This is a genomic window from Glutamicibacter sp., from assembly GCF_050701915.1.
Classification (GTDB): domain Bacteria; phylum Actinomycetota; class Actinomycetes; order Actinomycetales; family Micrococcaceae; genus Glutamicibacter.
The window spans coordinates 1-24,134 of the sequence record NZ_JBOGEG010000031.1; the positions used below are offsets into that span (position 1 = coordinate 1).

20 protein-coding genes are annotated in these 24,134 nt (G+C 58.5%); 10 read left to right on the forward strand and 10 right to left on the reverse strand.

Going from position 1 to position 24,134, the window contains the following annotated elements; genetic code table 11:
* Window positions 1-57: 57 nt before the first annotated feature.
* The gene (gene panB / locus ACRDT3_RS15130; protein ID WP_431493762.1) at window positions 58-894 is read right to left on the reverse strand and encodes a 3-methyl-2-oxobutanoate hydroxymethyltransferase; all 837 of its coding nucleotides are present in this window, start codon (window positions 892-894) and stop codon (window positions 58-60) included.
* A gap of 136 nt (window positions 895-1,030) precedes the next feature.
* Here panB and glnA (ACRDT3_RS15135) point away from each other — a divergent pair, with 136 nt between their 5' ends.
* From glnA (ACRDT3_RS15135) to ACRDT3_RS15150, 4 genes are all read left to right on the forward strand, one after another.
* Window positions 1,031-2,371, forward strand: a complete 1,341-nt coding sequence (gene glnA / locus ACRDT3_RS15135) for a type I glutamate--ammonia ligase (RefSeq protein WP_431493763.1) — start codon at window positions 1,031-1,033, stop codon at window positions 2,369-2,371.
* Window positions 2,372-2,423: 52 nt separating this feature from the next.
* Window positions 2,424-5,450 carry a bifunctional [glutamine synthetase] adenylyltransferase/[glutamine synthetase]-adenylyl-L-tyrosine phosphorylase gene (locus ACRDT3_RS15140; protein WP_431493764.1) on the forward strand — a complete coding sequence of 1,009 codons (3,027 nt, stop codon included), beginning with the start codon at window positions 2,424-2,426 and terminating at the stop codon, window positions 5,448-5,450.
* A gap of 9 nt (window positions 5,451-5,459) precedes the next feature.
* Complete coding sequence (locus ACRDT3_RS15145) at window positions 5,460-5,942, forward strand: DUF1990 family protein (RefSeq protein WP_431493765.1); 483 nt, start codon at window positions 5,460-5,462, stop codon at window positions 5,940-5,942.
* 104 nt (window positions 5,943-6,046) lie between these two features.
* A complete protein-coding gene (locus tag ACRDT3_RS15150; RefSeq protein ID WP_431493766.1) occupies window positions 6,047-6,517 on the forward strand; it encodes a nucleoside deaminase in 471 nt (156 codons plus the stop codon).
* 164 nt (window positions 6,518-6,681) lie between these two features.
* Here the strand turns inward: ACRDT3_RS15150 and glnA (ACRDT3_RS15155) are convergent, their stop codons facing one another.
* On the reverse strand, window positions 6,682-8,106 hold the full coding sequence (gene glnA / locus ACRDT3_RS15155) for a type I glutamate--ammonia ligase (protein WP_400288257.1): 1,425 nt from the start codon (window positions 8,104-8,106) through the stop codon (window positions 6,682-6,684).
* Window positions 8,107-8,539: 433 nt separating this feature from the next.
* On the opposite strand from glnA (ACRDT3_RS15155), the gene ACRDT3_RS15160 reads away from it, so the two are divergent.
* The gene (locus ACRDT3_RS15160; RefSeq protein ID WP_431493767.1) at window positions 8,540-8,818 is read left to right on the forward strand and encodes an RDD family protein; all 279 of its coding nucleotides are present in this window, start codon (window positions 8,540-8,542) and stop codon (window positions 8,816-8,818) included.
* A gap of 70 nt (window positions 8,819-8,888) precedes the next feature.
* On the opposite strand, the gene ACRDT3_RS15165 is transcribed toward ACRDT3_RS15160, so the two are convergent.
* The 3 genes from ACRDT3_RS15165 to lipB form a co-directional block, all read right to left on the reverse strand.
* Window positions 8,889-9,638 (reverse strand): DUF4191 domain-containing protein, encoded by a 750-nt coding sequence (locus tag ACRDT3_RS15165; RefSeq protein WP_431493768.1) that lies wholly within the window; start codon window positions 9,636-9,638, stop codon window positions 8,889-8,891.
* A gap of 169 nt (window positions 9,639-9,807) precedes the next feature.
* On the reverse strand, window positions 9,808-10,806 hold the full coding sequence (lipA, locus tag ACRDT3_RS15170; protein ID WP_431493769.1) for a lipoyl synthase: 999 nt from the start codon (window positions 10,804-10,806) through the stop codon (window positions 9,808-9,810).
* A gap of 34 nt (window positions 10,807-10,840) precedes the next feature.
* On the reverse strand, window positions 10,841-11,515 hold the full coding sequence (gene lipB, locus ACRDT3_RS15175) for a lipoyl(octanoyl) transferase LipB (RefSeq protein ID WP_431493789.1): 675 nt from the start codon (window positions 11,513-11,515) through the stop codon (window positions 10,841-10,843).
* Window positions 11,516-11,710: 195 nt separating this feature from the next.
* Here lipB and ACRDT3_RS15180 point away from each other — a divergent pair, with 195 nt between their 5' ends.
* Window positions 11,711-13,105 carry a serine/threonine protein kinase gene (locus ACRDT3_RS15180; RefSeq protein WP_431493770.1) on the forward strand — a complete coding sequence of 465 codons (1,395 nt, stop codon included), beginning with the start codon at window positions 11,711-11,713 and terminating at the stop codon, window positions 13,103-13,105.
* Between the two features lie 78 nt (window positions 13,106-13,183).
* On the opposite strand, the gene ACRDT3_RS15185 is transcribed toward ACRDT3_RS15180, so the two are convergent.
* From ACRDT3_RS15185 to ACRDT3_RS15200, 4 genes are all read right to left on the reverse strand, one after another.
* Window positions 13,184-13,534 carry a hypothetical protein gene (locus tag ACRDT3_RS15185; protein ID WP_431493771.1) on the reverse strand — a complete coding sequence of 117 codons (351 nt, stop codon included), beginning with the start codon at window positions 13,532-13,534 and terminating at the stop codon, window positions 13,184-13,186.
* A 111-nt stretch (window positions 13,535-13,645) separates the two neighbouring features.
* Window positions 13,646-15,355 carry a 2-oxoglutarate dehydrogenase, E2 component, dihydrolipoamide succinyltransferase gene (gene sucB, locus ACRDT3_RS15190; RefSeq protein ID WP_431493772.1) on the reverse strand — a complete coding sequence of 570 codons (1,710 nt, stop codon included), beginning with the start codon at window positions 15,353-15,355 and terminating at the stop codon, window positions 13,646-13,648.
* 117 nt (window positions 15,356-15,472) lie between these two features.
* Window positions 15,473-16,852, reverse strand: a complete 1,380-nt coding sequence (gene lpdA, locus ACRDT3_RS15195; protein WP_431493773.1) for a dihydrolipoyl dehydrogenase — start codon at window positions 16,850-16,852, stop codon at window positions 15,473-15,475.
* Window positions 16,853-17,133: 281 nt separating this feature from the next.
* Entirely contained in the window at window positions 17,134-18,648 is a 1,515-nt protein-coding gene (locus ACRDT3_RS15200) for a leucyl aminopeptidase (RefSeq protein WP_431493774.1), read from the reverse strand.
* A gap of 255 nt (window positions 18,649-18,903) precedes the next feature.
* On the opposite strand from ACRDT3_RS15200, the gene ACRDT3_RS15205 reads away from it, so the two are divergent.
* The 4 genes from ACRDT3_RS15205 (at window position 18,904) to ACRDT3_RS15220 (ending at window position 23,780) form a co-directional block, all read left to right on the forward strand.
* The gene (locus ACRDT3_RS15205) at window positions 18,904-19,866 is read left to right on the forward strand and encodes a proteasome assembly chaperone family protein (protein WP_431493775.1); all 963 of its coding nucleotides are present in this window, start codon (window positions 18,904-18,906) and stop codon (window positions 19,864-19,866) included.
* Window positions 19,863-21,125: an MFS transporter gene (locus ACRDT3_RS15210; protein WP_431493776.1), complete on the forward strand. Its 1,263-nt coding sequence runs from the start codon at window positions 19,863-19,865 to the stop codon at window positions 21,123-21,125. Before ACRDT3_RS15205 ends, ACRDT3_RS15210 begins: the two co-directional genes overlap by 4 nt.
* Window positions 21,126-21,210: 85 nt before the next feature.
* Entirely contained in the window at window positions 21,211-22,314 is a 1,104-nt protein-coding gene (locus ACRDT3_RS15215; RefSeq protein ID WP_431493777.1) for a DUF4192 family protein, read from the forward strand.
* Window positions 22,315-22,568: 254 nt separating this feature from the next.
* Complete coding sequence (locus ACRDT3_RS15220) at window positions 22,569-23,780, forward strand: RNA polymerase sigma factor (RefSeq protein ID WP_431493778.1); 1,212 nt, start codon at window positions 22,569-22,571, stop codon at window positions 23,778-23,780.
* 125 nt (window positions 23,781-23,905) lie between these two features.
* Here the strand turns inward: ACRDT3_RS15220 and ACRDT3_RS15225 are convergent, their stop codons facing one another.
* On the reverse strand, window positions 23,906-24,130 hold the full coding sequence (locus ACRDT3_RS15225) for a DUF7455 domain-containing protein (protein ID WP_431493779.1): 225 nt from the start codon (window positions 24,128-24,130) through the stop codon (window positions 23,906-23,908).
* Between the last annotated feature and the right edge of the window lie 4 nt (window positions 24,131-24,134).

The following is a 24,134-nucleotide window of genomic DNA, read 5'->3' on the forward strand; positions in this document are numbered from 1 at the left end:
GCCTAGATGGACAACATCGAGGCAGCGCACCACTTTGCTATATGGCGTTAGTCGGCTTCATTCCTTGAATTCGTACTCTGCCGACGGGAACGTACCGGCAACCACGTCATGGTGGTACTCGCGTACAGCGTTGCCGACAACTTCACGCAGATCCGCGTACTTCTTCACGAAGCGCGGGGTGCGGCCCCCTCCAAGGCCCAGCATGTCCTGCCAGACAAGTACCTGTCCGGTGGTGGAGTTGCCAGCTCCGATGCCGATGGTCGGGACCTTCAGCGCGGCATCGATTTCGGCAGCGACCGGGCTCGGCACCATTTCCATCAGGATGCAGAAAGCGCCTGCTTCCTGCAATGCCTCAGCGTCGTGCTTCATCTGCGCAACTGCGTCGCCACGGCCCTGCACGCGGTACCCGCCCAATGCATGCTCGGACTGCGGGGTGAAGCCGATGTGCCCGATGACGGGAACTCCGGCAAGCACCATGGCGCGAACATGCTCGGCGTACTGCGCGGTGCCTTCCATCTTGACCGCGTGGGCATGGCCTTCCTTCATCAGGCGCACCGCGGTGGCAACGGCCTGGGCAGGGGACTGCTCGTAGCTGCCAAATGGCAGGTCGGCGACGACCATGGCGCGCTTGGCCCCGTTGGCGACAGCTTTGGTGAACATGATCATTTCGTCGAGGGTGATCGGCAGCGTGGACTCGTAGCCGAGTACGGTATTGGCAGCAGAGTCGCCAACCAACAGCATCTCGATCCCGGCCGAATCAAAAATTTCGGCCATCATTACGTCATATGCAGTTAACATCGCGAATTTTTCGCCATTGTCCTTGGCCTGCTGCAAATGATGAAGTCGGATACGGGACGGGCCTTTTTCAGGGTTCCCTAGGTATGGTTGTGGCATGAATCGACTTTATCGCACTTGGACAGGGCGATGCTGATCGTTGGGACGGTTCTGAACCGATATAGTGTTGCCACAGGTCAATTTTCTTACCGGTTGTGATCAGCGCCGGATATCAGAATCCCAAAGGTGGTGGAAAATGGATCGTCAGCAGGAATTTGTACTGCGCACCATTGAAGAACGCGACGTTCGATTTGTGCGAATGTGGTTTACCGACGTCGTTGGTTCGCTTAAGTCCGTGGCGTTGGCTCCTGCTGAAGTTGAAGATGCTTTCGAAGAAGGTCTGGGCTTTGATGGTTCCTCCATTGATGGACTGTCCCGGATCTCCGAGTCTGACATGTTGCTTCAGCCAGATCCTGCCACCTTCCAGATCCTTCCGTGGCGCGGCGAGGTTGAACCGACCTCCCGCATGTTCTGCGACATCCTGACCCCTGAGGGCCAGCCGTCCAGTGCCGATCCGCGCCAGGTGCTCAAGCGCCAGCTGGCCGAAGCCTCGAATATGGGCTTCACTTGCTACACCCACCCGGAGATCGAATTCTATTTGCTCGAGAACGATCAGCTGGATGCCAATGGCCGTCCCCAGCCGATCGACAACGGTGGCTACTTCGACCACGTGCCAGATGGCGTGGGCCAGGACTTCCGCCGTGCCTCGGTAACCACGCTGGAAGCCCTGGGCATTTCGGTGGAGTTCTCCCACCACGAAACAGGTCCAGGCCAGAACGAAATCGATTTGCGCTACGCAGATGCGTTGCAGACCGCCGACAACATCATGACCTTCCGTACCGTCATCAAGGAGATGGCGATGCAGAAGGGCATCCACGCAACGTTCATGCCCAAGCCTTTTGCTGACCATCCGGGCAGCGGCATGCATACCCACTTCTCATTGTTTGAAGGTGACGCGAACGCGTTCTTCGAAGCCGGCCGTGAATACCAGCTCTCCGACGTGGCTCGCTCCTTCATCGCCGGCATCTTGCACCATGCGCCGGAAATGACCGCCATCACCAACCAGTACGTGAACTCGTACAAGCGCTTGTGGGGTGGCGGCGAAGCGCCGAGCCACCGTTCGTGGGGGCACAACAACCGTTCGGCACTGGTCCGCGTACCGCTGTACAAGCCGGGCAAGGGCCAGTCCGCCCGCGTGGAATACCGCGGGATCGACTCGGCAGCCAACCCGTACCTCGCCTACGCAGTATTGCTGGGCGCTGGCCTGAAGGGCATCCGCGAAGGGTATGAGCTGGAAGAGCCAACCGAGGACGATGTCTGGAGCCTGTCCACGGCAGAACGCCGCGCTTCGGGCCACGTTCCGCTGCCTGGCAGCCTGCACGATGCATTGCGCGCCATGGAAGAGTCGGAACTGATGGCCGAGATCCTTGGCGAGCAGGTATTCAACTCGTTCCTGTCGAACAAGCGCACCGAATGGGAAGAGTACCGCCAGGTCATCACCCCATACGAACTGAACAAGTATTTGGGAATCCTCTAGAGACATCGCCGCGTGAAGCTGCGCGGCGAAATGCGGGAGAACACGAGACACCATGCCGGAAGTACCCTCGCGAGCATTGATCAACGCTGGCTTCAGCGACATCGAACGGGCCAAGAATTTCCTTCAATCCAAGGAACTGTCCAAGATTGATCCCAGCCTGATCGTGAGCAAGATGGCGCATGCGCCAGATCCGGACCAGGCACTGCTGCTGGCCCTGCGATTGGTTGATCGGCACCCGGAAGTCATCGATATCTTCATGGAGCCGGACAGCTGCCAGGGGCTAGTCAGGCTCCTGGGCAGCTCTTCTGCGTTGGGCGAGTTCCTCATACGTTGTCCCCAGGCCCTGGGTATTGTCCGCCAAGCCCCACCTGGTGAATTCGTTTCCGTGCCCGCGGAACAGCTTGTCCAGGACCTGCTGGCTTCCATCGAGGCCAAGGAATCAGACGGCGGACACTGGATCTCTTCCTATACCGGTGCTGAAGCACGCCAGCGTTTGCGCACCGCCTACCGCAAAGCGTTGCTCTCACTGGCTCACCGGGACTTGGGTTCCACCCAGCCGCAACGCATTTTGCCCAAGGTCGCCGCCGAACTGGCCGACATGGCTGGAGCCGCGCTGGAAGGGGCACTGGCCATTGCCCGGGCCGAAGCCGCAGAACAATATGATGCCGCCGATGTCGATCGGGTAAAGATCACCATCATTGGCATGGGCAAGTGCGGTGCACGTGAACTGAACTACATTTCAGACGTCGATGTCATTTACGTTCACGATTCGGCCTTGGGTATTGATGAAGATCTGGCAGCTGCGATCGCGACGGTGATCTGCGGCAACACCGCGCGTGCACTGATGGTGACAGGTCCTGAGCCAATGCTCTGGGAAGTAGACGCGAATCTGCGCCCCGAGGGCAAGGACGGGGCCTTGACCCGTACGCTCTCTTCCCATGAAGCGTACTACCGGCGGTGGGCCCACTCATGGGAATTCCAAGCCCTGCTCAAGGCCCGTGCCATTGCCGGCGACAAGGAACTGGGACGCTCTTATGAGCGCATGGTCTCGCCAATGGTGTGGTCCAGTTCCGAACGTGAAGGGTTTGTCGAATCCGTTCAGGCCATGCGCCGACGCGTCAGCGACAACATCGATAAGCAAGATGTTGTGTGGCAGATCAAGCTGGGTCCCGGTGGGCTGCGCGATGTCGAGTTCACCGTCCAGCTGCTCCAACTCGTCCATGGACGTGTTGACCCCGCCATCCAGGTGCCAACCACCACCCTGGCCATCCAGGCGATGAGCGACATCGGATACATTGGCCGCGATGATGCGACGAACTTCGATGACTCCTACCGTTTCCTGCGCTTGCTGGAGCACCGGATCCAGCTCAGCCAGTTGCGCCGAACCCACCTGATGCCCCGTGTCGAAAGCGCCCAGCGCGTGCTTGCACGCTCGATCCGTGGTGCTGGAGACCTACAGCTCAGCAGCCTGGAGAAGCTGATGCGCCGCTGGAATGAAACCAAGCGCATGGTGCGTTCGCTGCACGAGCGTATTTTCTACCGTCCACTCTTGGTCAGTAGCTCCAACCTCTCAGCCGATGACGTCAAGCTCACCGCTGAATCCGCGCAAGCCCGCCTGCGCGCCCTGGGCTATCTCGATCCGAAGGCCGCAATGCGGCACATTGAAGCCTTGACCGGTGGGGTCTCCCGCAGTGCGTCATTGCAACGGCAGTTGCTGCCGGTGCTCTTGGACTGGTTTGCCCGCGGGGTGGATCCGGATGCTGGATTGCTGGGCTTCCGCCGACTCAGCGAAGCACTGGGCAAGTCCCATTGGTTCCTTGGCATGCTGCGCGATACCAACGCCGCTGCCGAGCGACTGAGCCACTTGCTCTCCAATACGCGCTTCCTGACCGACCTGCTGGCCAATGAGCCGGCCGCCGCCGCCTGGCTGGGCTCTGATGCGTCCTTGTCGCCGCAGACATTCGAGAACCTGCTTCAGCAGAACACGTCCATCATCCATCGCACCAAACAGCCAGAAGCTGCCATCCGCATGATCCGCATGGTGCGCCGCCGCGAGTTCTTGCGTGTCGCGCTTGCCGACGGTGCTGGCCTGCTGACCGTTGATGAAGTCGGTGAGGCCCTCTCGAATATCGACGCCGCCATGGTTGACGGGGTGCTGAAGGTCCTCCTGGCTGCCGACCAAGCCAAGCATGGGGAACATGCCGTGGTTTCGGTCATTGCCATGGGCCGCCAAGGCGGTCGGGAAATCGGTTACGGCTCTGATGCAGACGTCCTGTTTGTGCAGCGCCCGGTTCCTGGTGCCGCGGCTCAAGCCGCTCAAGAACAAGCGCTTCGAGTAGTTACCGACTTGGTGTCGTGGACCGCCAAACCGTTGAAACCGGCAATTCCAGCTGAAGTGAAATTGAAAGTGGACTCGGATCTTCGCCCCGAGGGCCGCCAGGGCATGCTGGTCCGATCTATCGACGCCTACGCCACCTACTACCGGCGATGGGTGGAAATCTGGGAACGCCAAGCATTGCAGCGTGCGCGCCCGTTTGCCGGCGATGACCAGTTGGCTGAAGACTTCATGGAATTGATTAAGCCGGTGCGCTACGGCAAGGGACTGGACGAGACGGAAATCCGGGACATCCGCAAGATCAAGGCCCGCGTGGAATCGGAACGGCTCCCGCGAGGTGCGGACCCCAACCGCCATTTGAAGCTGGGACGCGGCTCGCTCTCGGACATCGAGTGGCTGGTGCAGTTCTACCAGTTGCAATACGCCTGGAAGCACGAATCCCTGCGCACCACCTCGACGCTCAAGGCGTTGGAAGAGCTGGCAAAATTGGAGCTCATTGCCGACGACGATAGCGAACAGCTGTCGATTGCTTGGCGGCTGGCTACACAGATTCGCAGTGCTGAAATCATAACCTCCGGACGTTCCAGCGATGTGTTGCCGAGCTCGGCGCGCGATATGGAAGCCGTAGCTCGTTGGTGCGGCTATGAGCCGCACTTCGGCGTGGAGCTTGAAGAGGACTACCTGCGCGCAACCCGGCACGCGCGAGGCATTTTTGAATTGCTGTTCTACGGCTTTGAAGACTAAGGTGCCGTGATGGCCGTTGGAGCGTTGCTCGAGCGTTCCTGGAGCCCGCTGGCTGCTTCATCCAGGCCGTGGCAACGCCGCGTGCTGTTGGGCGAGGGAGCAGCCCTGTGGAACGATGCGAGCGCTGCCTTGCTGCGTTGGGAAGTCAAGACACGCAGCGGGTTCAGGCTCAAGCCGCAGTTGCCGGTAGCTGCGGGCCAGCAACCTAGTATCACCATCGGTGTTGGACCGCTGCGCATCCATGAACCCGTGGAAGTCGTTGACGTCATTGCGGAAAATGATTGGGTGGGTTTTTCCTACCGTACGCTGCCGGGGCACCCGGTTCAGGGCATGGAAGCTTTCATTCTTGAACGCGAGGAGGAGCAGGTTTTCCTGCTGATCAGATCAGTGACCGAACCTTCTGATGCCCCTGCCTGGCGTCGAGCTTTCAGCCTGCTTCTTCTGGCGCAGTGGGTGACCCGTCAGCGTTACCTTCGAGCGCTGAAACCTTAATCCGCAACCGATAATTTCCTGCCCTACCTGACGGAGTACGACGTGGGGGACTAGGGTGGGGTTGTAATCTCTACGCGAACGATGAGTGCAGGGGAGCCTCGAAAATGTTGGACCCAGTGATGCTGCAGGCTGCCATTGAACAGTCCTTGTTGGCTCTAGAATCCAATGACAGCGGACCATTTGGTGCGGTGGTTGTCCTCGACGGCAAGGTCATTTCCGCTGGCTACAACTCGGTGGTGGGTTCCCACGATCCGACGGCGCACGCAGAAGTCAATGCCATCCGCGCCGCGGGCCAAGCCTTGGGAACTTTCGATCTGTCGCAATGCGAGCTCTACACCAGCTGCGAACCTTGCCCCATGTGCCTGGGGGCCATCTATTGGTCCCGCTTCAAGCATGTCTACTACGCGAATACTCGCGAGGAGGCCGCTAGGATCGGCTTCGACGATGATTTCATCTACAAAGAGCTCGAGCTTCCCATGAGCGAGCGGAAAATTCCCTTTACCAGAGTTGAAGATTCCGGTGCGCTCAGGGCGTTTGAACTCTGGGAAGCGAAGAGCGACAAGCAGGAATACTAGTCCTAGTTTTCGGGGCGTCCCCTGGCCGGAGCACGCTGGCAGCCCATTTGCGGGGCACGCACCAACGCTTAACAGAAGGGTCCGCACAAATTGCCAAGAACATTGTTCTCGCGCTTTGTGCGGACCCTTCGGCAACCTACACGGGGCGGTGCCCCGTCAGCTGATTAGCAACCGTAGTAGAGCTCGAACTCGTATGGGTTCGGGCGCAGGCTCAGTGGCTTGATTTCGTTTTCACGCTTGTACTCGACCCAAGTCTGGATCAGGTCCTCGGTGAAGACGCCGCCTTCGAGCAGGAACTCGTGGTCAGCTTCCAGAGCCTTCAGCGCCTCTTCGAGGCTTTCAGGTGCGCGCTGGATTTCCTTGGCCTCTTCGGCAGGAAGCTCGTAGAGGTCCTTGTCGATTGGCTCTGCTGGTTCGATGCGGTTCTTGATGCCGTCCAGGCCAGCCATCAGCTGAGCTGCGAACGCCAGGTATGGGTTCGAGGAAGCATCCGGAGCGCGGAACTCGATGCGCTTGGCCTTAGGGTTCGAGCCGGTGATTGGGATACGGATACCGGCAGAGCGGTTGCCCTGCGAGTAAACCATGTTCACTGGAGCTTCATAGCCCTTGACCAGGCGACGGTAGGAGTTCACGGTTGGGTTGGTGAACGCGAGCACGGCGTCTGCGTGCTTCAGCAGGCCGCCGATGTACCAGCGAGCGGTATCGGACAGGCCAGCGTAGCCCTTTTCGTCGTAGAACAGCGGTTCGCCGTTGGACCACAGCGACTGGTGCACGTGCATGCCCGAGCCGTTGTCGCCGAAGACTGGCTTCGGCATGAAGGTAGCGGACTTGCCCCAAGCGTCAGCGACGTTCTTCACGATGTACTTGAAGAGCATCAATTCATCGGCGGAGTGAACCATGGTGTTGAACTTGTAGTTGATTTCAGCCTGGCCGGCCGCGCCAACTTCGTGGTGGCTGCGCTCAACTTCAAGGCCAGCCTTGTCCAGCTCAACGCAGATCGCGTCGCGCAGGTCAGCCTGCTTGTCGGTTGGCGCAACTGGGAAGTAGCCGCCCTTGTACGGGGTCTTGTAACCCTGGTTGCCGCCTTCTTCCTTGCGGCCGGTGTTCCAAGGTGCCTCGTCGGAATCGATCGAGTAGAACGCGCCCTGTGGCTTGGATTCGTAGCGAACGTCCTCGAAGATGAAGAATTCTGCTTCTGGAGCGAAGAACGCGGTGTCAGCGATACCGGTGGATTCCAGGTATGCCTCAGCACGTTCTGCAACACCACGTGGGTCGCGGTGGTAAGGCTCACCGGTGCGTGGGTTGATGATCGAGAAGTTGAATGCCAGGGTCTTTTCCAGGCGGAACGGATCGATGAAGCCGGTGGTGACGTCTGGGATCAGCTGCATGTCGGAATCAGAGATACCGGCGAAGCCGCGGATGGAAGAACCATCGAAGAGCTGGCCGTTGACGAAGAAGTCGGCATCCACGGACTTGGCAGGCACGTTGAAGTGCTGCTGTACACCTGGTAGGTCGGTGAAACGGATATCGACGAACTTGATGTCCTCTTCGGCAATATATGCCAAGACTTCTTCTGGACTGGTAAACATGTGCAGGTGACTCCCTGGTGAGATATAAGGTTTGGTAAACGGAACCCGTAGCCAGAATTATCTGTCTGGTCCTCTTGCTTACGTATCAAGCTTACCTATAATCCATTTCTGAATGGTGTCTCTATTGTTTCCAACCTGTTACAAGGGGAGAATCCGGGCGTGTCGTATCGAGCTGATCTGCGCTGATTGCCTGCTGTAACAATCTGACTTGGATACTTGCCAGCTACTTATCGCCTTCTAACTGGCGCACAGAATCGCTGGATAGACTGTACTGGTGGAAAGAAAAGACTTCAGCTCGTGGCTTGACGGGCCGCCGCAGCACAATACGCAAGAATGGCCCGGGCAGGATATGGGACGCCCCGAAAAGGGCCCCGGCTCCATTGCCAGGTTCCCACGACGGGTCGGTGCGCTGCTCTTAGACTGGGGACTTTCAATGCTGCTTAGCTGGTGGCTGTTTGATAGCCACGACTTGGCGACGTTGAGCCTGTTCTGCGCCGGACAAATCATCGGTGTTGGGTTCACCGGGCACACGATCGGTCACCGTACCTTTGGCATGCAGGTGCAGTCGCTGGATGGCACCGCGATCAAGCCGTTGCAAGGCTTGATTCGTTCGTTGCTGCTTTGCCTGGCTATCCCGGCCTTCGTCACCGACAAAGACCAGCGTGGACTGCATGATCGTTTGCCGAAGACCATCCTGGTGAATATCTCCTAGCAACAAATCCGGAAAACAAGAAAGAAGCCGCAACAGGAGATTCCTGTTGCGGCTTCTTTAGTGTTTGTCTTTAGCGTCCACGCGTAGCGCGGCGGTTTGGACGGACGCGGTTTGGGTCTACACCCTTGGGGATAGGCAGACGGTTCGCGGTCAACGTGCTCAATCGCTTGTCGATTGCGCTGACTTCCAGCTTCGTAATTGACTTTGGAAGCTTCTTCATTGCCTTGCCAACTTCAGCCAAAGGAGTCTGGCCTTCTTCGGAACCAGCGTTGACAATATGCACAGGAACGTTGGGCAAAACGCGGGCAATGCGCTTGCGCTCGGAAGCGGCAAGCTCACGAACCCGGCTCTTTGGACCCTCGGTGACCAGAACGATGCCTGGGCGACCGATACCGAGGAACACCAGATCCTGGTGACGGTTGTAGGCAACTGGTTCCTGCTTCAGGATCCAGCCGCGACGCAGCACGCTCATCGCAGCGCCAGCAGCACCTGGGCGGCCCTCAAGCTGCGAGAACGCGGCTTTCTCGGCGCGGCGGGACATAACGAACATTGCAGCAAGAAGCGCCAGCGGGATTGCGATGATCAACATCGTGATCCAGTTTTTGATCAAGAAGCCGATGACCAAGCAGACAGCAATGACGGCCAAGGCAGCCAATGCCATCCACCACACGACCATCGGGTCATTGCGGCGAGTCATCTGGAAGACCTGGCCAATTTGCTTCAGGCGGCCCGGTTCTTTGTTCTTCTTCTCAGCTTTTGGTTTACGCGAAAACAAGCCACGCTTAGGCGCGGCTGCGTCGTTGTCGGAGTTTTTGGCCATAGTGCCTTAATTCTACGCGATGAAGTTGATAGTTCTAAGCCGAACGGGATCGAACATGACATTTTCAGCTGAATTGGCCATGAACGGGTAGCGGAAAGGCCCCGGAACCACCGATGATTTCCATCAAAAGTTCCGGGGCCTAAGCGCTAGCTGGTCCTACTGGATCGGGCTACTTGATCAGCGATGCTGCTTCCTGGCGGGTGTTGCCGGAGGATTCGATGTGTGCCAGCGCCTCAGGGATTTCCCGACCCTTCTTGCGCATGGCGCCGGCCCACAGGCGACCAGCACGATAGGAAGAACGGACCAGCGGGCCGGCCATGACACCGGCAAAGCCGAGTTCTTCGGCCTCCTGCTGGAGTTCCAGGAACTCCTGCGGGGTGACCCAGCGGTCAACTGGCAGATGCAAGTCGGTGGGGCGCAGGTACTGGGTCAGGGTGAGCAGGTCGCAGCCTGCCTCATGGAGATCACGCATGGCCTCGGAAATCTCTTCGCGAGTTTCGCCCATGCCCAGAATCAGGTTGGACTTGGTGATCAAGCCACGCTTGTGGCCATGGGTGATCACATCCATGGAACGCTCGTAGCGGAAGGCCGGACGAATGCGCTTGAACAGGCGAGGCACGGTCTCAACGTTGTGGGCGTAGACTTCTGGCTCCGAATCGCAGATGGCATCCAGATTTTCTGGCTTGCCGCTGAAGTCGGGGATCAGCAGCTCTACGCCAGTGCTTGGATTCATCTTGTGGATCTGGCGCACGGTCTCGGCGTACAGCCAGGTGCCCTCATCTTCGAGGTCATCACGGGCAACGCCGGTGACTGTGGCGTAGCGCAGATCCATCTTCTTCACGCTCATGGCCACCTTGAATGGCTCCGAGCGGTCAATTGCTACGGGCTTGCCGGTGGCGATCTGGCAGAAGTCGCAACGGCGGGTGCACTCGGAACCGCCGATGAGGAAGGAAGCCTCGCGGTCTTCCCAGCACTCGAAGATATTCGGGCAGCCTGCTTCTTCGCAGACCGTGTGCAGGCCTTCGCTCTGTACGAGATTCTTCAGGCCTACGTATTCAGGGCCAATGCTCAACTTGGCCTTGATCCATTCTGGCTTACGCTCCACAGGTACGGCAGCGTTGCGCTTTTCTACGCGCAGCATACGGCGGCCTTCTGGTTCGACGCTCATTAAACAGCTCTTTCTTTGGGGAGGGCGTGACTGTCTAGACGACTTGAGGGGTGAGCAGACGCTCTATTTCGGCTTGTACGCGATCAACGACGTCTTCAGGGGTGACGGTACGGCCAAGTTCTTCGGAAATGGTGGTGACACCTGCATCGGAGATGCCGCAGGGGATGATCTGATCGTAGGCAGAAAGCGCGTTCGAGCAGTTCAATGCGAAACCGTGCATGGTGACGCCGTGGTTGATGCGGATACCAATGGCTGCGATTTTGCGGTCCTGCGCACCATCCTTGCCCGGTACCCATACCCCGGAGCGGCCCTTGATCTGTGCCGTCGGGATGCCTAGCTCGCTCACCACGTTAATCAGGGCTTCTTCCAAAGTCTCCACGTAGAGACGGATTGCGCTGATTTTGCGTAGCTTGACGATGGGATAGCCAATGAGCTGTCCCGGGCCATGCCAGGTCAACTTACCACCGCGATCCACATCCACCACGGGGGTCCCATCCAGCGGGAGGTCTTCGGGTTCAGTTCGCTTGCCTGCGGTATAAACCGCTTCGTGCTCCAGGAACAGGACTTTTGGGGTTTGCGTGTCCGCGGCTACCGCATCATGCAGTTGGATTTGGTAATCCCAAGCTTCCATGTAGGGCACAAATTTTGAGCCTAGTCCGACTCGTTCGAATTCGATCGCCATGACGGCTAGCCTACGCTCTTGAACGATCGGTCGCTAATTCAGTTCCGTCGAGCCCACCTGTGGATATCCAGCTTGCAATTTTCGATTGTGGGATACAACGGAAACATGGATGAATCAACGAATGTTCTAGCGTGGCCGATAAGCCCCGGGCATGTAACGGTTAAGCCGCTTAGTGCCAAGTCACCGTGCAAAGTTTGGCTAATACGGAGGGAAAGCGACCAGTTGTATCTGACGCTAAAACTTAGCCTGACTATGGAAAACATCGCTTCGCTGCGCCAGGAGCAGGTAACGCAGTCAAGGAAATATGTCGTTGATTTTTACGGGACCCTGCCGACACAATTAGGCGAAGGGCTGATTATGGAATATTGCCCCGGTGGCAGTTTGGCTGATCTAGTGGCAAGCCGAAGTGCCTTTGGTCTAGGGGAGTGCGTTACCGCCCTGGCCCCCATTGCGCAGACGCTATCGGTGATGCACGCTCAGGGGCAACACCATGGGGATTTATCGCCGGCCAACATATTGCTCACTGCCAAGGGAATGCCAAAGATCATTGACTTTCAAGAGGCAGGTTCGGCACGGCAAGTACTCACCGGCTCCGGCACACCAGGATTCATGGCACCTGAAACGCAGGCCGGGGCCCGGGAAAGCCAAGCCGGAGAGCAGGACGTATTTTCGTTGGGCGCCTGTTTGTGGTTTCTCCTATCCGGACGCGTTCCCGAAGAAGAACTGATGCGTCCACCGGCTAGCGTGATGTTTCCCGGAATCCCTGCAATCATTCATGAACTGTTGATCGATTCGCTGAATCCAGTGCCGCAAGCAAGGCCGACCGCCGATCAGTTTGCTCGAACGCTGTTCGCAAGCTGTCCGGCAGAGCCCATCCGCTGGGAAGGGCATGTAGCTCCTGAAGCTACGCATTTGATGGAAACCATCCACCCGTCTACGGATCAGGATGCGGGGCACAGTCGTTTCAAGCGCAAGACCGAAACCACAAGCAGGCAACGCAGTGCTGGCCAGGATGGATCCTGGCATAGCCGTCGGTTGCGCCGGACTCCCGGGGCGGTAAAGCTGGCCGGTGCTGCCGTCCTGGGCTTCTTGGTTATTCTCGGGAGCCTGGTCGGCGTCAATCATTTCCGTGCGGCTGTGGCTACCGAAACGACCGCGACAACGGAAGTACCGTCAGCAGAGCAAAGCTGCAGAATTAGAGATGGTGGGCAAGTTCCGGCCTGTGCCTTGAACCGAGACACGGTGATCTCTGCATTCCTGGCACTCTCACGAGAACGCGATGAAGCGATGGGACAGCTGGCGGGAGACAGACTCAAGGGGCTCTACGTCGCAGAAGCGGAGCAGCTGCAACGTGATCTTGAATCAATCGATCAGCTTCGGAAAATGGATTTGGGTTTTGAGGGATTGCGCACGAAGCTCACTGACGTGACGGTATCCGCGCGCGGGCAGGGGAACTCTGTCATCCTCGCTGCGACCTCGGCCCAAGAAGAATACCGCTATGTCGATGCCCACGGGGCAACGGTTCACACTGTCCAGGCCGCCGAGCCGCAGCGCATTGAGGTGGAACTAGTGCTGGCAGAGGAGCGCTGGAAAATCGGCAAGGTATTGCGCCGTTAAAAGCGAAACAGCGGAAGGCGCAACCTCAGCTTGCTCAAAGCAGTTGGTTGCGGCTCCCGCCGTCAAGGCTAATGCGGATTAGTTCCAGAGTACCGCGATGGCGATGTTGATCAAGGCCATGCCGCCCACTGCGTGAGCGATGCCGGTAGGAACTTCCTCGCCGTTCTTAATCTTCTTGCGGCCAAGGAAAGCTGCCACCAAGATAATGATTGCAATAAGCGACTTGATTCCAATCTTCATGTGGTTTGGCGAACCGTCGGCAGCCTCGAGAATGCCGACCATGGCCAGACCCGTTACCACCTGCACGATGGCTCCATACCACTGCCATACGGAGACGGTGGGAGTCTTGAAATTAGCCAGCCAGCCACCGAAGATGGCTGCTGCACCCAAGATATGCACGAGAATCAGAATTGAAAGAAGAATAGTCATGACACTAGCCTAATCTATTTTCGACTGATCGTAGAAAACGCAGAATCGCCCCTGTCGAATCAACGACAGAGGCGATTACCTACCTAGGCTACGAAAGCTAAAGCTGGATCTTTACAGCCCCAGTTCGCCTTCGAAAGCGCCACCTTCAAGGCGAGCCTTGACGGTCTGCAGGAAGCGGCCTGCATCGGCGCCGTCAACCAGACGGTGATCATAGGTCAGGCACAGGTACATCATGTGGCGGATGGCAATCGAATCGTTGCCCTCTGCATCGGTAACGACCATTGGACGCTTCACGATCGCACCGGTGCCCAGGATAGCTACCTGTGGCTGGTTGATGATCGGGGTGTCGAACAGTGCGCCAACCGAACCGATGTTGGTGATCGAGAAGGTGCCGCCGGACAGCTCGTCTGGACCGATCTTGTTGCTGCGGGTGCGTGCAGCAACATCAGCGATACGCGAAGCCATGCCAGCCAGATTCAGATCGCCAGCATTCGATACAACAGGAACCAGCAGGCCCTTGTCGGTATCGACTGCGAATGCCAGGTGCTCGGCATTGTGGTAGGTGATCTTCTGGGTCTCTTCGTTGTACTCGGCGTTCAGCTTAGGGTGTGCCTTCAGGCCCTCGGCAACAGCCTTGGCAATGAATGGCAGGTAAGTGAGGTTCACGCCGTTGGTGGCCTTGAAGTTGGCCTTTGCCGAAGCGCGCAGCTTCACGATGCGGGTCATATCGATCTCGTGGACCTGGGTCAGCTGAGTCGATACGTCCAGGGACTCGCGCATGCGGCGAGCGATGACCTGGCGGATACGTGGAGCCTTCTCCTCGGTGCCGCGCAGCGAGGAAACCTCTACTGCAGGGGCAGCTGGCTTCGCGGCGGCAGGAGCAGCGGCAGCAACAGGTGCAGCAGCTTCCTGGGCGGCAACAGCGTCCAGGACATCCTGCTTGCGGATGCGACCGCCGACGCCGGTACCCTTCACCGAAGCGATGTCGATGTTGTGCTGGTTAGCCAAGCGGCGTACCAGTGGGGTGACGTAGCCGGACTCGTTGTTTGCCTCAGCAGCAGGTGCAGCCGGCGCGGCAGGAGCGGCAGGAGCCTCTTCCTTTGCAGGAGCTGGAGCAGCAGGTGCGGCTGGAGCGGCAGGAGCCTCTTCCTTTGCAGGAGCTGGAGCAGCAGCTGGTGCTTCTTCCTTGGCCGGGGCGGCAGCTGGAGCAGCGCCAGCGGCACCGATAACAGCCAGTACAGCGCCGACTTCAGCGGTCTCATCTTCTGGAACACGAATTTCCAGCAGGGTACCTGCAACCGGGGAAGGTACTTCGGTGTCTACCTTGTCGGTGGAAACCTCAAGCAGTGGCTCGTCGACGGAGACTTCCTCGCCAACTTCCTTCAGCCAGCGGGTGACGGTACCTTCGGTAACCGACTCGCCCAGAGCTGGAAGGGTAACTTCGGTGCCCGACGCAGCGCCAGCGGCTGGTGCAGCTGCAGGAGCTTCTTCGGCTGCCGGTGCAGCTGGTGCTTCTTCAGCGGCTGGTGCGGCAGGTGCTTCTTCAGCAGCTGGAGCTGCAGGTGCAGCTTCGCCAGCGCCAGAGCCATCGCCAATGCGAACCAGCGGGGCGCCAACTTCAGCGTCCTCGTCTTCGGCCACGAAGATTTCCTCGATGATGCCAGCAACCGGCGAAGGAACTTCAGTGTCTACCTTGTCGGTGGAAACTTCCACCAACGGCTCGTCTACCTCTACACGGTCGCCGACCTGCTTCAGCCAGCGGGTTACCGTACCTTCGGTAACGCTTTCACCCAGTGCGGGTAGGTTTACGGTTTCAGACATCGTCCCGTATCTCCTTGTTTTATAAAGCTTGAAAAGTGGTGGGAGGCGTTGCCTCCGAGCCTAGTGCATTCAGGCAGCGCGTTGACGTAACGCGCTGCCTGGATGACCAAAGCGTGATTAACCGTGCAGCGGTGCACCGGCCAAAGCCATTGCGGCTTCGCCCAGGGACTCGTTCTGGGTTGGGTGTGCGTGGATCAGCTGCGATACGTCCTCTGGGTATGCTTCCCAGTTCACGATCAGCTGCGCTTCACCGATCTGCTCGCCAATGCGACCGCCGATGCCGTGAACGCCAACGATTGGGCCGTTCTTGACACGAACCATCTTGATGATGCCGCTGGTGCCCAGGATCGAGGACTTGCCGTTGCCAGCCAGGTTGTACTCGGTGGTTTCGATCTGGTCTGCACCGAACTTCTCCTTTGCCTTTGGCTCGGAGTAGCCCACCGATGCGATCTCTGGCTCGCAGAAGGTCACCTTCGGGATGTTGATGTCCTCGACGATGGTTGGCTTCATGCCGTGGATTTCCTCGGCTACGAAGCGGCCATGCTGGTAACCACGGTGTGCAAGCTGTACGCCTGGGACGATGTCGCCGATTGCGTAGATGTTGCCAACGCCGGTGTGCAGGCGCTCGTCGGTGATCACGAAGCCGCGATCAATGGTGATGCCCTGCTCTTCGAAGCCAAGACCCTCGGTGACTGGGCCGCGGCCCACTGCAACCAGAACGATCTCTGCTTCCAGAACCTTGCCGTCAGCCAGCGAGACCTTGGCGCCGTTGGCGTCCTGCTCGACCTTCTCGAAGAAGACGCCGGTGTTGAACTTGATGCCGCGCTTCTTGAAAGCGCGCTCCAGGTTCTTGATGATGGCTGGGTCCTCGTTTGGAACCAGCGAAGGCAGGCCCTCAACGATGGTGACATCGACGCCGAAGGACTTCCATACGGAGGCGAATTCGACACCGATAACGCCGCCACCGAGCACGATTGCGCTCTTTGGCAGGTCTTCCATGTTCAGTGCTTCGGTGCTGGTCAGTACGCGGCCGCCGATTTCCAGACCCATGGTCTTGGAGGTGGAGCCGGTAGCCAAGATGATGTACTTGCCCTTGTAGACGGTGCCATCAACATCGATGGAATCCTGGGAGACCAGTCGGCCGTTACCGGTGATAACGTTGACCTTTTTCATCTTCAGCAAGCCCTGGAGGCCCTTGTGCTTGCCAGCAACAATGCCTTCCTTGTACTTGCGAACGCCAGCCAGGTCGATCGACTCCAGCGAGGAGTTGATGCCGTACTTGGCACCCTCGCGAGCGTTCTCGGCCAGCTCTGCTGCGTGCAGGTAAGCCTTGGTTGGGATGCAGCCGGTGTGCAGGCAGGTGCCGCCCAGCTTTTCCTTCTCGATCAATCCAACGGTGTAGCCCAGCTGGATGGCGCGCAATGCTGCCGAGTATCCAGCGGATCCGCCGCCGAGGATGAGGACATCAAATTCTTGCGTTGCTGCCGAATCGGCCACGTGAACGCTCCCTCGTATTCGCTTAGTGAGGCCGGCTTAGGCCGACCAGGGGATCGGGTGTGGACTTTCTGGAGCGTGACACATGCGGGCGCGCACCATTGATCCACGGTGATGTTTCAAAACTTACCTTAGTACCGTCGAATGGTTGCAGTCACCTTCGGGGCATTAAAAGTCAGGTATGTCTCTTATTTTGAACTCATCCCGGCATCGTGCAGATGATTCTGGCGATACCGGGATGAGTCTCAGTACACAGGAACTGCCATTAGTCCTGCATTTTGTGGCTAATTCGATGCAGCGAGCTGCTCTGCATACGCGACCAGCGTGCGTACCTGGGAGCCGGTGCCATTCTTCGGAGTGTAGCCCCACGCGCTGCCTTCGTTGAACGCAGGACCAGCGAAGTCGATGTGGGCCCAAGGGATCTTCTTGCCATCGACTTCACCGACGAACTCTTCGAGGAACACGGCAGCAGTCATCATGCCGCCCATACGCTCACCGATGTTCGCCAGATCGGCAACCTGCGACTCGATGGATGGGCGCAGTTCCTCCGGCAGCGGCATGGCCCAAGCCAATTCGCCCACCTTGTCCGAGACGGCAACCAGGTCGTTGGTGACCTGCTCGTCGCCCATGACACCAGCGGTGCGCAGGCCCAATGCCAGCATCTGCGCGCCGGTCAGCGTAGCGATGTCGATCATGACATCCGGCTTCTCCAGGCTGGCAGCTGCCAGTCCATCGGCCATGACCAAGCGGCCTTCGGCATCGGTGTTCAGCACCTCAACGGTCTTGCCGCCGAACATGGTCAGCACATCGCCCGGGCGGGTCGATGCGCCGCCTGGCATGTTCTCCGCCAGGCACAGCCATGCGGTGAGCTTGACATTCAGGCCAAGCTCGGCGACGGCGGCGATGGTCTGGAAGACTGCAGCAGCACCGGACATGTCGGACTTCATGGCATGCATGCCGGCAGCAGGCTTCAGCGAGGTGCCACCGGTATCGAAGGTGATGCCCTTGCCGATCAAGGCGATGTGCTTGGCGGCTTTCGAAGGCGCGTACTCGACCTTGACCATGCGCGGCTGGCGAACCGAACCGCCGCCAACACCGATCAGGCCGCCGAAGCCGTCCTTGGCCAGGCGCTTCTCATCGAAGATGGTGACCTTCAGCGGCAGGGACTTGGAGTAGTCCTTGACTGCTGCGGCGAAGGACTCCGGGTACAGCACGTTGGCTGGGGCATTGATCAGATCGCGGGTGCCGCGTACTGCGCGACCCAGGACTGCAGCGCGCTTGAGTACTGCTGGCAGGTCCTTGGATGTCGCTACCGAGGTGACGATCTGGGCTTCGGCCAATACGGGCTTCTCGCGCTTCTTCGAACGGTGGTTCTCGTAGCGGTAGCTGCCCAGAGCGATGCCTTCTGCGATGGCAGCAACGCGCTGAACGCTGTCAGCGGGCAGAGCGAAAATGGCGCTCTTGGCGTTGCTCAGCTGGCGGGCAGCCGAACCGGCGGCGCGGCGCAGCTTCTCTTCGGTCAGATCAGCCAGCTCGTCAACACCAAGGCCGATGAACTGCAGGACCTTGGTCTTGGCACCGTCTACGCCTGGCAGCGCGGTGATTTCGTCAGCCTTCCCGACAACGCCCAAAGCAGCAAGCGACTGCTCCAGGGAAGTGGTGGTTTCGGCGGTGAACGGGGATGCCGCGATGGACACCTTGTCGCCGTTCTTGAGTACGCCCAGGATGAGGGCGTCAGCGCTCTTGCGCTTGATGTCAGTGCCAATGGCGCTCAGAGTGAGATCACTGGAGTTGATCACAAAATCATTCCTTCTATGCCTTTGTAGGGTCTAAGGTCGCGACAGTCCAATTGGTTTTCCGGAACAGATCATGCCGGTGGGCTGCGCGTCTCCTACCCCTAGGTTATCCGAGGTTCTGCGTCATCGTGCGTTACTTCACAGCGAGCGAAAGCCAAGTAGCGATAAGATAGACCATTGATCTGTTGCTTAATGTGCAGTCTTAGCCGATGGTTGCCGCGCCAGCTTTGCCGGATGCCGACCCTGAATGAGGAGAAAATGTCCAAGGAATCGTTGATGACGCTGGTCGCAGACGACTTGGATGACTCGCGCCTTCAGGGCCTTGGCATGTTCGTCTCGCTGAAGAGCATCAGCGATGCCGGGCATAATCATTCACAGGTCTCCAACGAGCTTTTCGGCCGCCTCGAATCAGAGCTCTTCGCCACTTTCGACGCCGATGAGCTGATTGCCTACACGTCCCAGCGCCCGCGGGTCTCTTTCCTGGGTGATCACTTCGCTGGATACCAGGCTCCACGCATGGAGATTTACCTGATGACCGATGAGATGGACCGCAAGTTCTGGTTCCTCACCGGTGTTGAACCGGATTTGAAGTGGGAACGCGTGGTCGCGGAACTGCATTCCTTCATTGAAGCCTTCAATGTATCGCTGGTTGTGGGGACCGCGTCATTGCCGATGCCGGTGCCGCATACCCGTCCAGTAGGCGTGACCGCACATGGAAACCGCAAGGATCTGATCGAGAACATCTCGACGTGGAGCCCAACAGTTGAATCGCCAGCAGGTTTGGCCTCGTTGCTGGAAATTCGCCTGAGCGAAGCTGGCCGCGACGTCGTGGGATACTCGCTGCACACCCCGCACTACCTCGCCGAATCCGAGTACCCGGCCGTTGCCGTTGCGACGCTGGAGTACGTAGGAGCGGCGCTGAAGCTGGCTTTGCCAACGGACAAGCTGCGCGAGGCAGGTCGATTGGTGGACCAGCAGCTCGCCGAACAGCTTGAATCCAATAGCGATGTTCGCCAGATGGTCGACGGATTTGAAGAACGTTTCGATGCCCACGCCAAGGAACATGAGCCACGCTCGCTGTTGCTGGATGAAGATGAGCAGATGGCGAATGCCGAGGAATTGGGCGCTAGCGCCGAGCATTTCCTAGCCGCCATCGAGAACACTGAAGATTGGTTGAAAAACGGTCACATCGAACCGTTGCCAGGTGATCACGACCAGTGAGCCAGGCCCATCTGAATTCGTCGAAGTCGTGGGTCGTCTTCGGCTTCGCAATTCTTGCCTACATTTCTGCAATTTCGCAGCGCACCAGCTTCGGCGTCGCTGGCATCCAAGCCACCGAGCGATTCGATGCCAGTGCGCAGATCCTGGCGACGTTTTCCGTCGTGCAGCTGGTTGTTTATGCCGGCGCGCAGGTGCCCGTGGGGCTGCTGCTGGATAGGCTCGGTCCGCGTATCCTGATTACCTGCGGCGCCCTGCTGATGGCCGCTGGCCAGGCGTTCCTTGCGATTTCGGTCAACGTGCCCATGGGATTGGCCGGGCGTGTCATGGTTGGCATGGGTGATGCGATGGTCTTCGTATCGGTGCTCAAGCTCCTGCCCCTATGGTTCTCCGGCTCGCGTATCCCGGTACTCACCCAGCTCACCGGTACCTTCGGCCAGCTCGGACAGCTGATCAGCCTCTTTCCTTTCCACATGATCTTGCTGGGCGTTGGCTGGTCCGCGGCGTTCTCGGTCATGTCCGGTTTCGCTTTTGCCACCTTCATCACCACGATCGCTTTCGTGCGCAATGGCAAGACCTGGGAAGGATCCGGCCAGGGGGAGCCGGAGACCGGCTCCCGGATCGCCCGGGCCTGGAAGCAGCCAGGGACCCGTTTGGGGTTCTGGACCCACTTCTCCACGGCATTCATGATCAACACCTTCATGATGACCTGGGGCTACCCATTCCTCGTTGAAGGCCAAGGCATAGATGGCGCGCTGGCATCGGGCCTGATGGCTGTGTTCGTCGTCGTTTCCATCGTGGTGGGACCGCTCCTCGGTGCATTGACCTCGCGTCACGCCAGCCAGCGTTCCAATTTTGCCCTGGGCATCGTCGGTTCGATCCTGGTGATGTGGGCAGTTGTCCTGTTCTGGCCAGGACAGGCGCCGCTATGGATTCTGGTGCTCTTGATGATCGCCATTGCCGCCGGTGGCCCGGCCTCCGTGATTGGCTTCGACTTCGCACGTACGTTCAACCCGCCACAGGTGCTGGGAACGGCTACCGGCCTGGTGAACACCGGCGGATTCATAGGTGCCTTTGTCACTATCTACGTCATTGGTTTCATCATGGACATGTTGTACAAGGCCAACGGTTCGGTCGGTGAGCTCTACAATCTTCCGGCCTTCCGTGTCGCCTTGTCCTTCCAGTTCGCCATGGCATTACTCGGCATGGCGTTCATGGTCATTGAACGCCGCAAGGCCCGCCGCTTCCTCGCCGATCAGTAGGCTGGCCCCGGGGCGGTCCAAAGGGTTCTCCACAGCTCGCACGCGCTGACCTCATGCACCAAGCGCAGCGGTGCACCGTGGATCTATGACAACTACACCGGAACGCCACCCTCTCTCGCTGTCCAATTGCGAGGACATTTTGGCCTATGTGCCCCATGCCCTAGGTTTCTATCCTCAGGATTCGGCCGTGCTGATGCTGATAGACGAGGACCATCTAGAAGCTACCTTGCGCGTCGACTTGCCCGGCCAAGACAATGCAGCAGAACGCGGGAGGTGGACCGCGCAGGTGCTGCGCCTGCTAGCGCGAATGCCCCATATCCAGGGGGTAGTTCTGGTGATCTATGCGCCCGAGGAATCGTCGGCTGAATCAGGTATTCCCTACGCGGATCTGGTCTCGCAATTAGAGCATGGGCTGGCAAGTAAAAAGGTCTTGCTGCGTCACAGCTGGTGCCGGCTGGATCGTGTGGTCTGGAATTACGAGACCGATGACTACGCAGAGCCGACCCCGGTACGTCCGTTGGAAACAAATGAAACTCATTTGTCATTGGTCTTTGCCGGGTCGGCACCGTTGGACGTTCCATGGGACGGTAGCGGAATCCCGCAGTGGCCTCAGGCTGCTGAGATCTTGAAGATCATTTCAAACCAGCAGCACAACGTCGTGAACTGCCTGGAAGCGTGGATTCAGACCATGGACCTGGCTGATGACGAAGCCCGGGCATGGATCCACGATGAGCATGAGCACGCCGCACTGCTACTGGGTTCCTTGGAAGTGAAAATTGTGCGTGACCTTCTTCCGTATCTGGCTGGCTTGGGGTTGGAAGCATCATTGGACGTGCTGTTCGGCGTGATGCGCGGAGATCGCGAAGCTGCCGCCACGCCGCTGACCAACTATTTGCTGGGTCGTGGTTGGCATGCTCCGGACTGGAAGCGGATTGACCGGTTGTGGCTGGTCGCCAGAGACCTGCTCGGCGTCGCTGAAGGCAACGCCCGGCAGGCCCTGCTGTGCATTCTTGCGTGGATCGAGTGGGCGCGGGGCCGGGGGACAATGGCGTTGTGCCTGTTGGGGCGAGCGGTTGAAGAAAACCCGAACTATGAGCTGGCCCGTCTGCTGCAGAAGCTGATGTCCCATGGAATCATGCCTGAATGGGCGACCGACCAATTGCGGGCATGGCGTGCTAATTTCAGCTGAGCAACAGCAGCCGGAGTGTCTCAAGTGGTGTCCCGGTGGTAATTCATGGATAATGGGACAACAGACCCGGTTAGGTTCGAATTGCCTATGTCTTGAAATCTGCGGATTTCGGGAACATTAGGCGGGCTTGATGCGTTGATATCAATGTGCCAGCCCTCGGTGTTTAGTCAGTGATTAAACGCCATCGGACTTGACAGGGTCATAGTGGTGTTACCGGCAGGTGCATCCGGAACGCATCGTTAGAAAGGTTATTCGTGTCATCTTCTGAGACGAACGCTAATCGTAAAGCAACTGAGGCCGAGGTTGACGCGGCTGAGGTCGAGGCAGCCGCCCCTGCAGCGAAAAAGCGCGCTACCAAGGCCAAGCCTCGGACTAAAAAGGTCGCTGCTGAAACTGCAGCGCAAGACGAATCAACCGGAGCGTCGGCTGACGCCGATGACGATGCTGAGCAAAGCACCGATTCGAAGGACTCGAAGTCTGACGATGATTCAAAGGGCTTCACCCTTTCAACCGGTGATGATGACGCTCCACAGCAGCAGGTCATGGTCGCAGGCGCGACCGCTGACCCAGTCAAGGACTACCTGAAGCAGATCGGCAAGGTCGCGCTGCTGAACGCTGAGCAGGAAGTTGACTTGGCTCTGCGTATCGAAGCGGGCCTGTTCGCAACTGACAAGTTGGAGAAGGATGACGGCTCGATGGACCAGCGCCTGCGCTGGGACTACGAGCAGATCATCCACGACGGCAAAATCGCCAAGAACCACTTGCTCGAAGCCAACCTCCGCCTGGTAGTTTCGCTGGCCAAGCGCTATACCGGTCGCGGCATGCTGTTCCTGGACCTGATCCAGGAAGGCAACCTGGGCCTGATCCGAGCAGTGGAGAAGTTCGACTACACCAAGGGCTTCAAGTTCTCGACCTACGCTACCTGGTGGATCCGTCAGGCAATTACCCGTGCCATGGCTGACCAGGCACGTACCATTCGTATTCCTGTGCACATGGTTGAAGTCATCAACAAGCTGGCACGCGTCCAGCGCCAGATGCTTCAGGACCTGGGCCGCGAACCAACCCCAGAAGAGTTGGCTAAGGAATTGGACATGACCCCTGAAAAGGTTGTCGAAGTCCAGAAGTATGGTCGCGAACCAATTTCCTTGCATACCCCACTGGGTGAAGACGGCGACTCCGAATTCGGTGACCTCATCGAAGACTCTGAAGCAGTTGTCCCAGCCGATGCTGTTTCGTTCACCTTGTTGCAGGAACAGCTCCACTCGGTACTCGACACGCTCTCCGAGCGTGAAGCTGGCGTTGTGGCAATGCGCTTCGGCCTGACCGATGGACAGCCTAAGACCTTGGATGAAATCGGCAAGGTCTACGGCGTGACTCGTGAACGCATTCGCCAGATCGAGTCCAAGACGATGTCTAAGCTTCGTCACCCATCGCGTTCCCAGGTGCTGCGCGATTACCTAGACTAAGAATCTGAGGATGCGGCCAGCAGTTCATTCATTGAACTGCTGGCCGCATTTTTATTTGCTGTTAATGCAAGAAGAAGGTGACCCAAAATTGGGTCACCTTCTCGCATTAGTGGTTGGCCACGAGTTTAGTCGTTGGCATCCACCTTGGGCCTTTCGTAGAGTCGCGAGGACTCATCCTGCCACACTGAAGTCTGCGGACGCAGTTTTGGTTCTACATCGCGGGCATGGTGAGCGCAGAAAAGCAGCTCACCGCCTGTCGAAGCCAGCACGGCTCGCACGTAGGCCTGTGCGCCGCAGCGGTCGCACCGGTCGAGGGCGTTAAGTTCACGACTAGCGGTCGTAGTAGTCATTGCC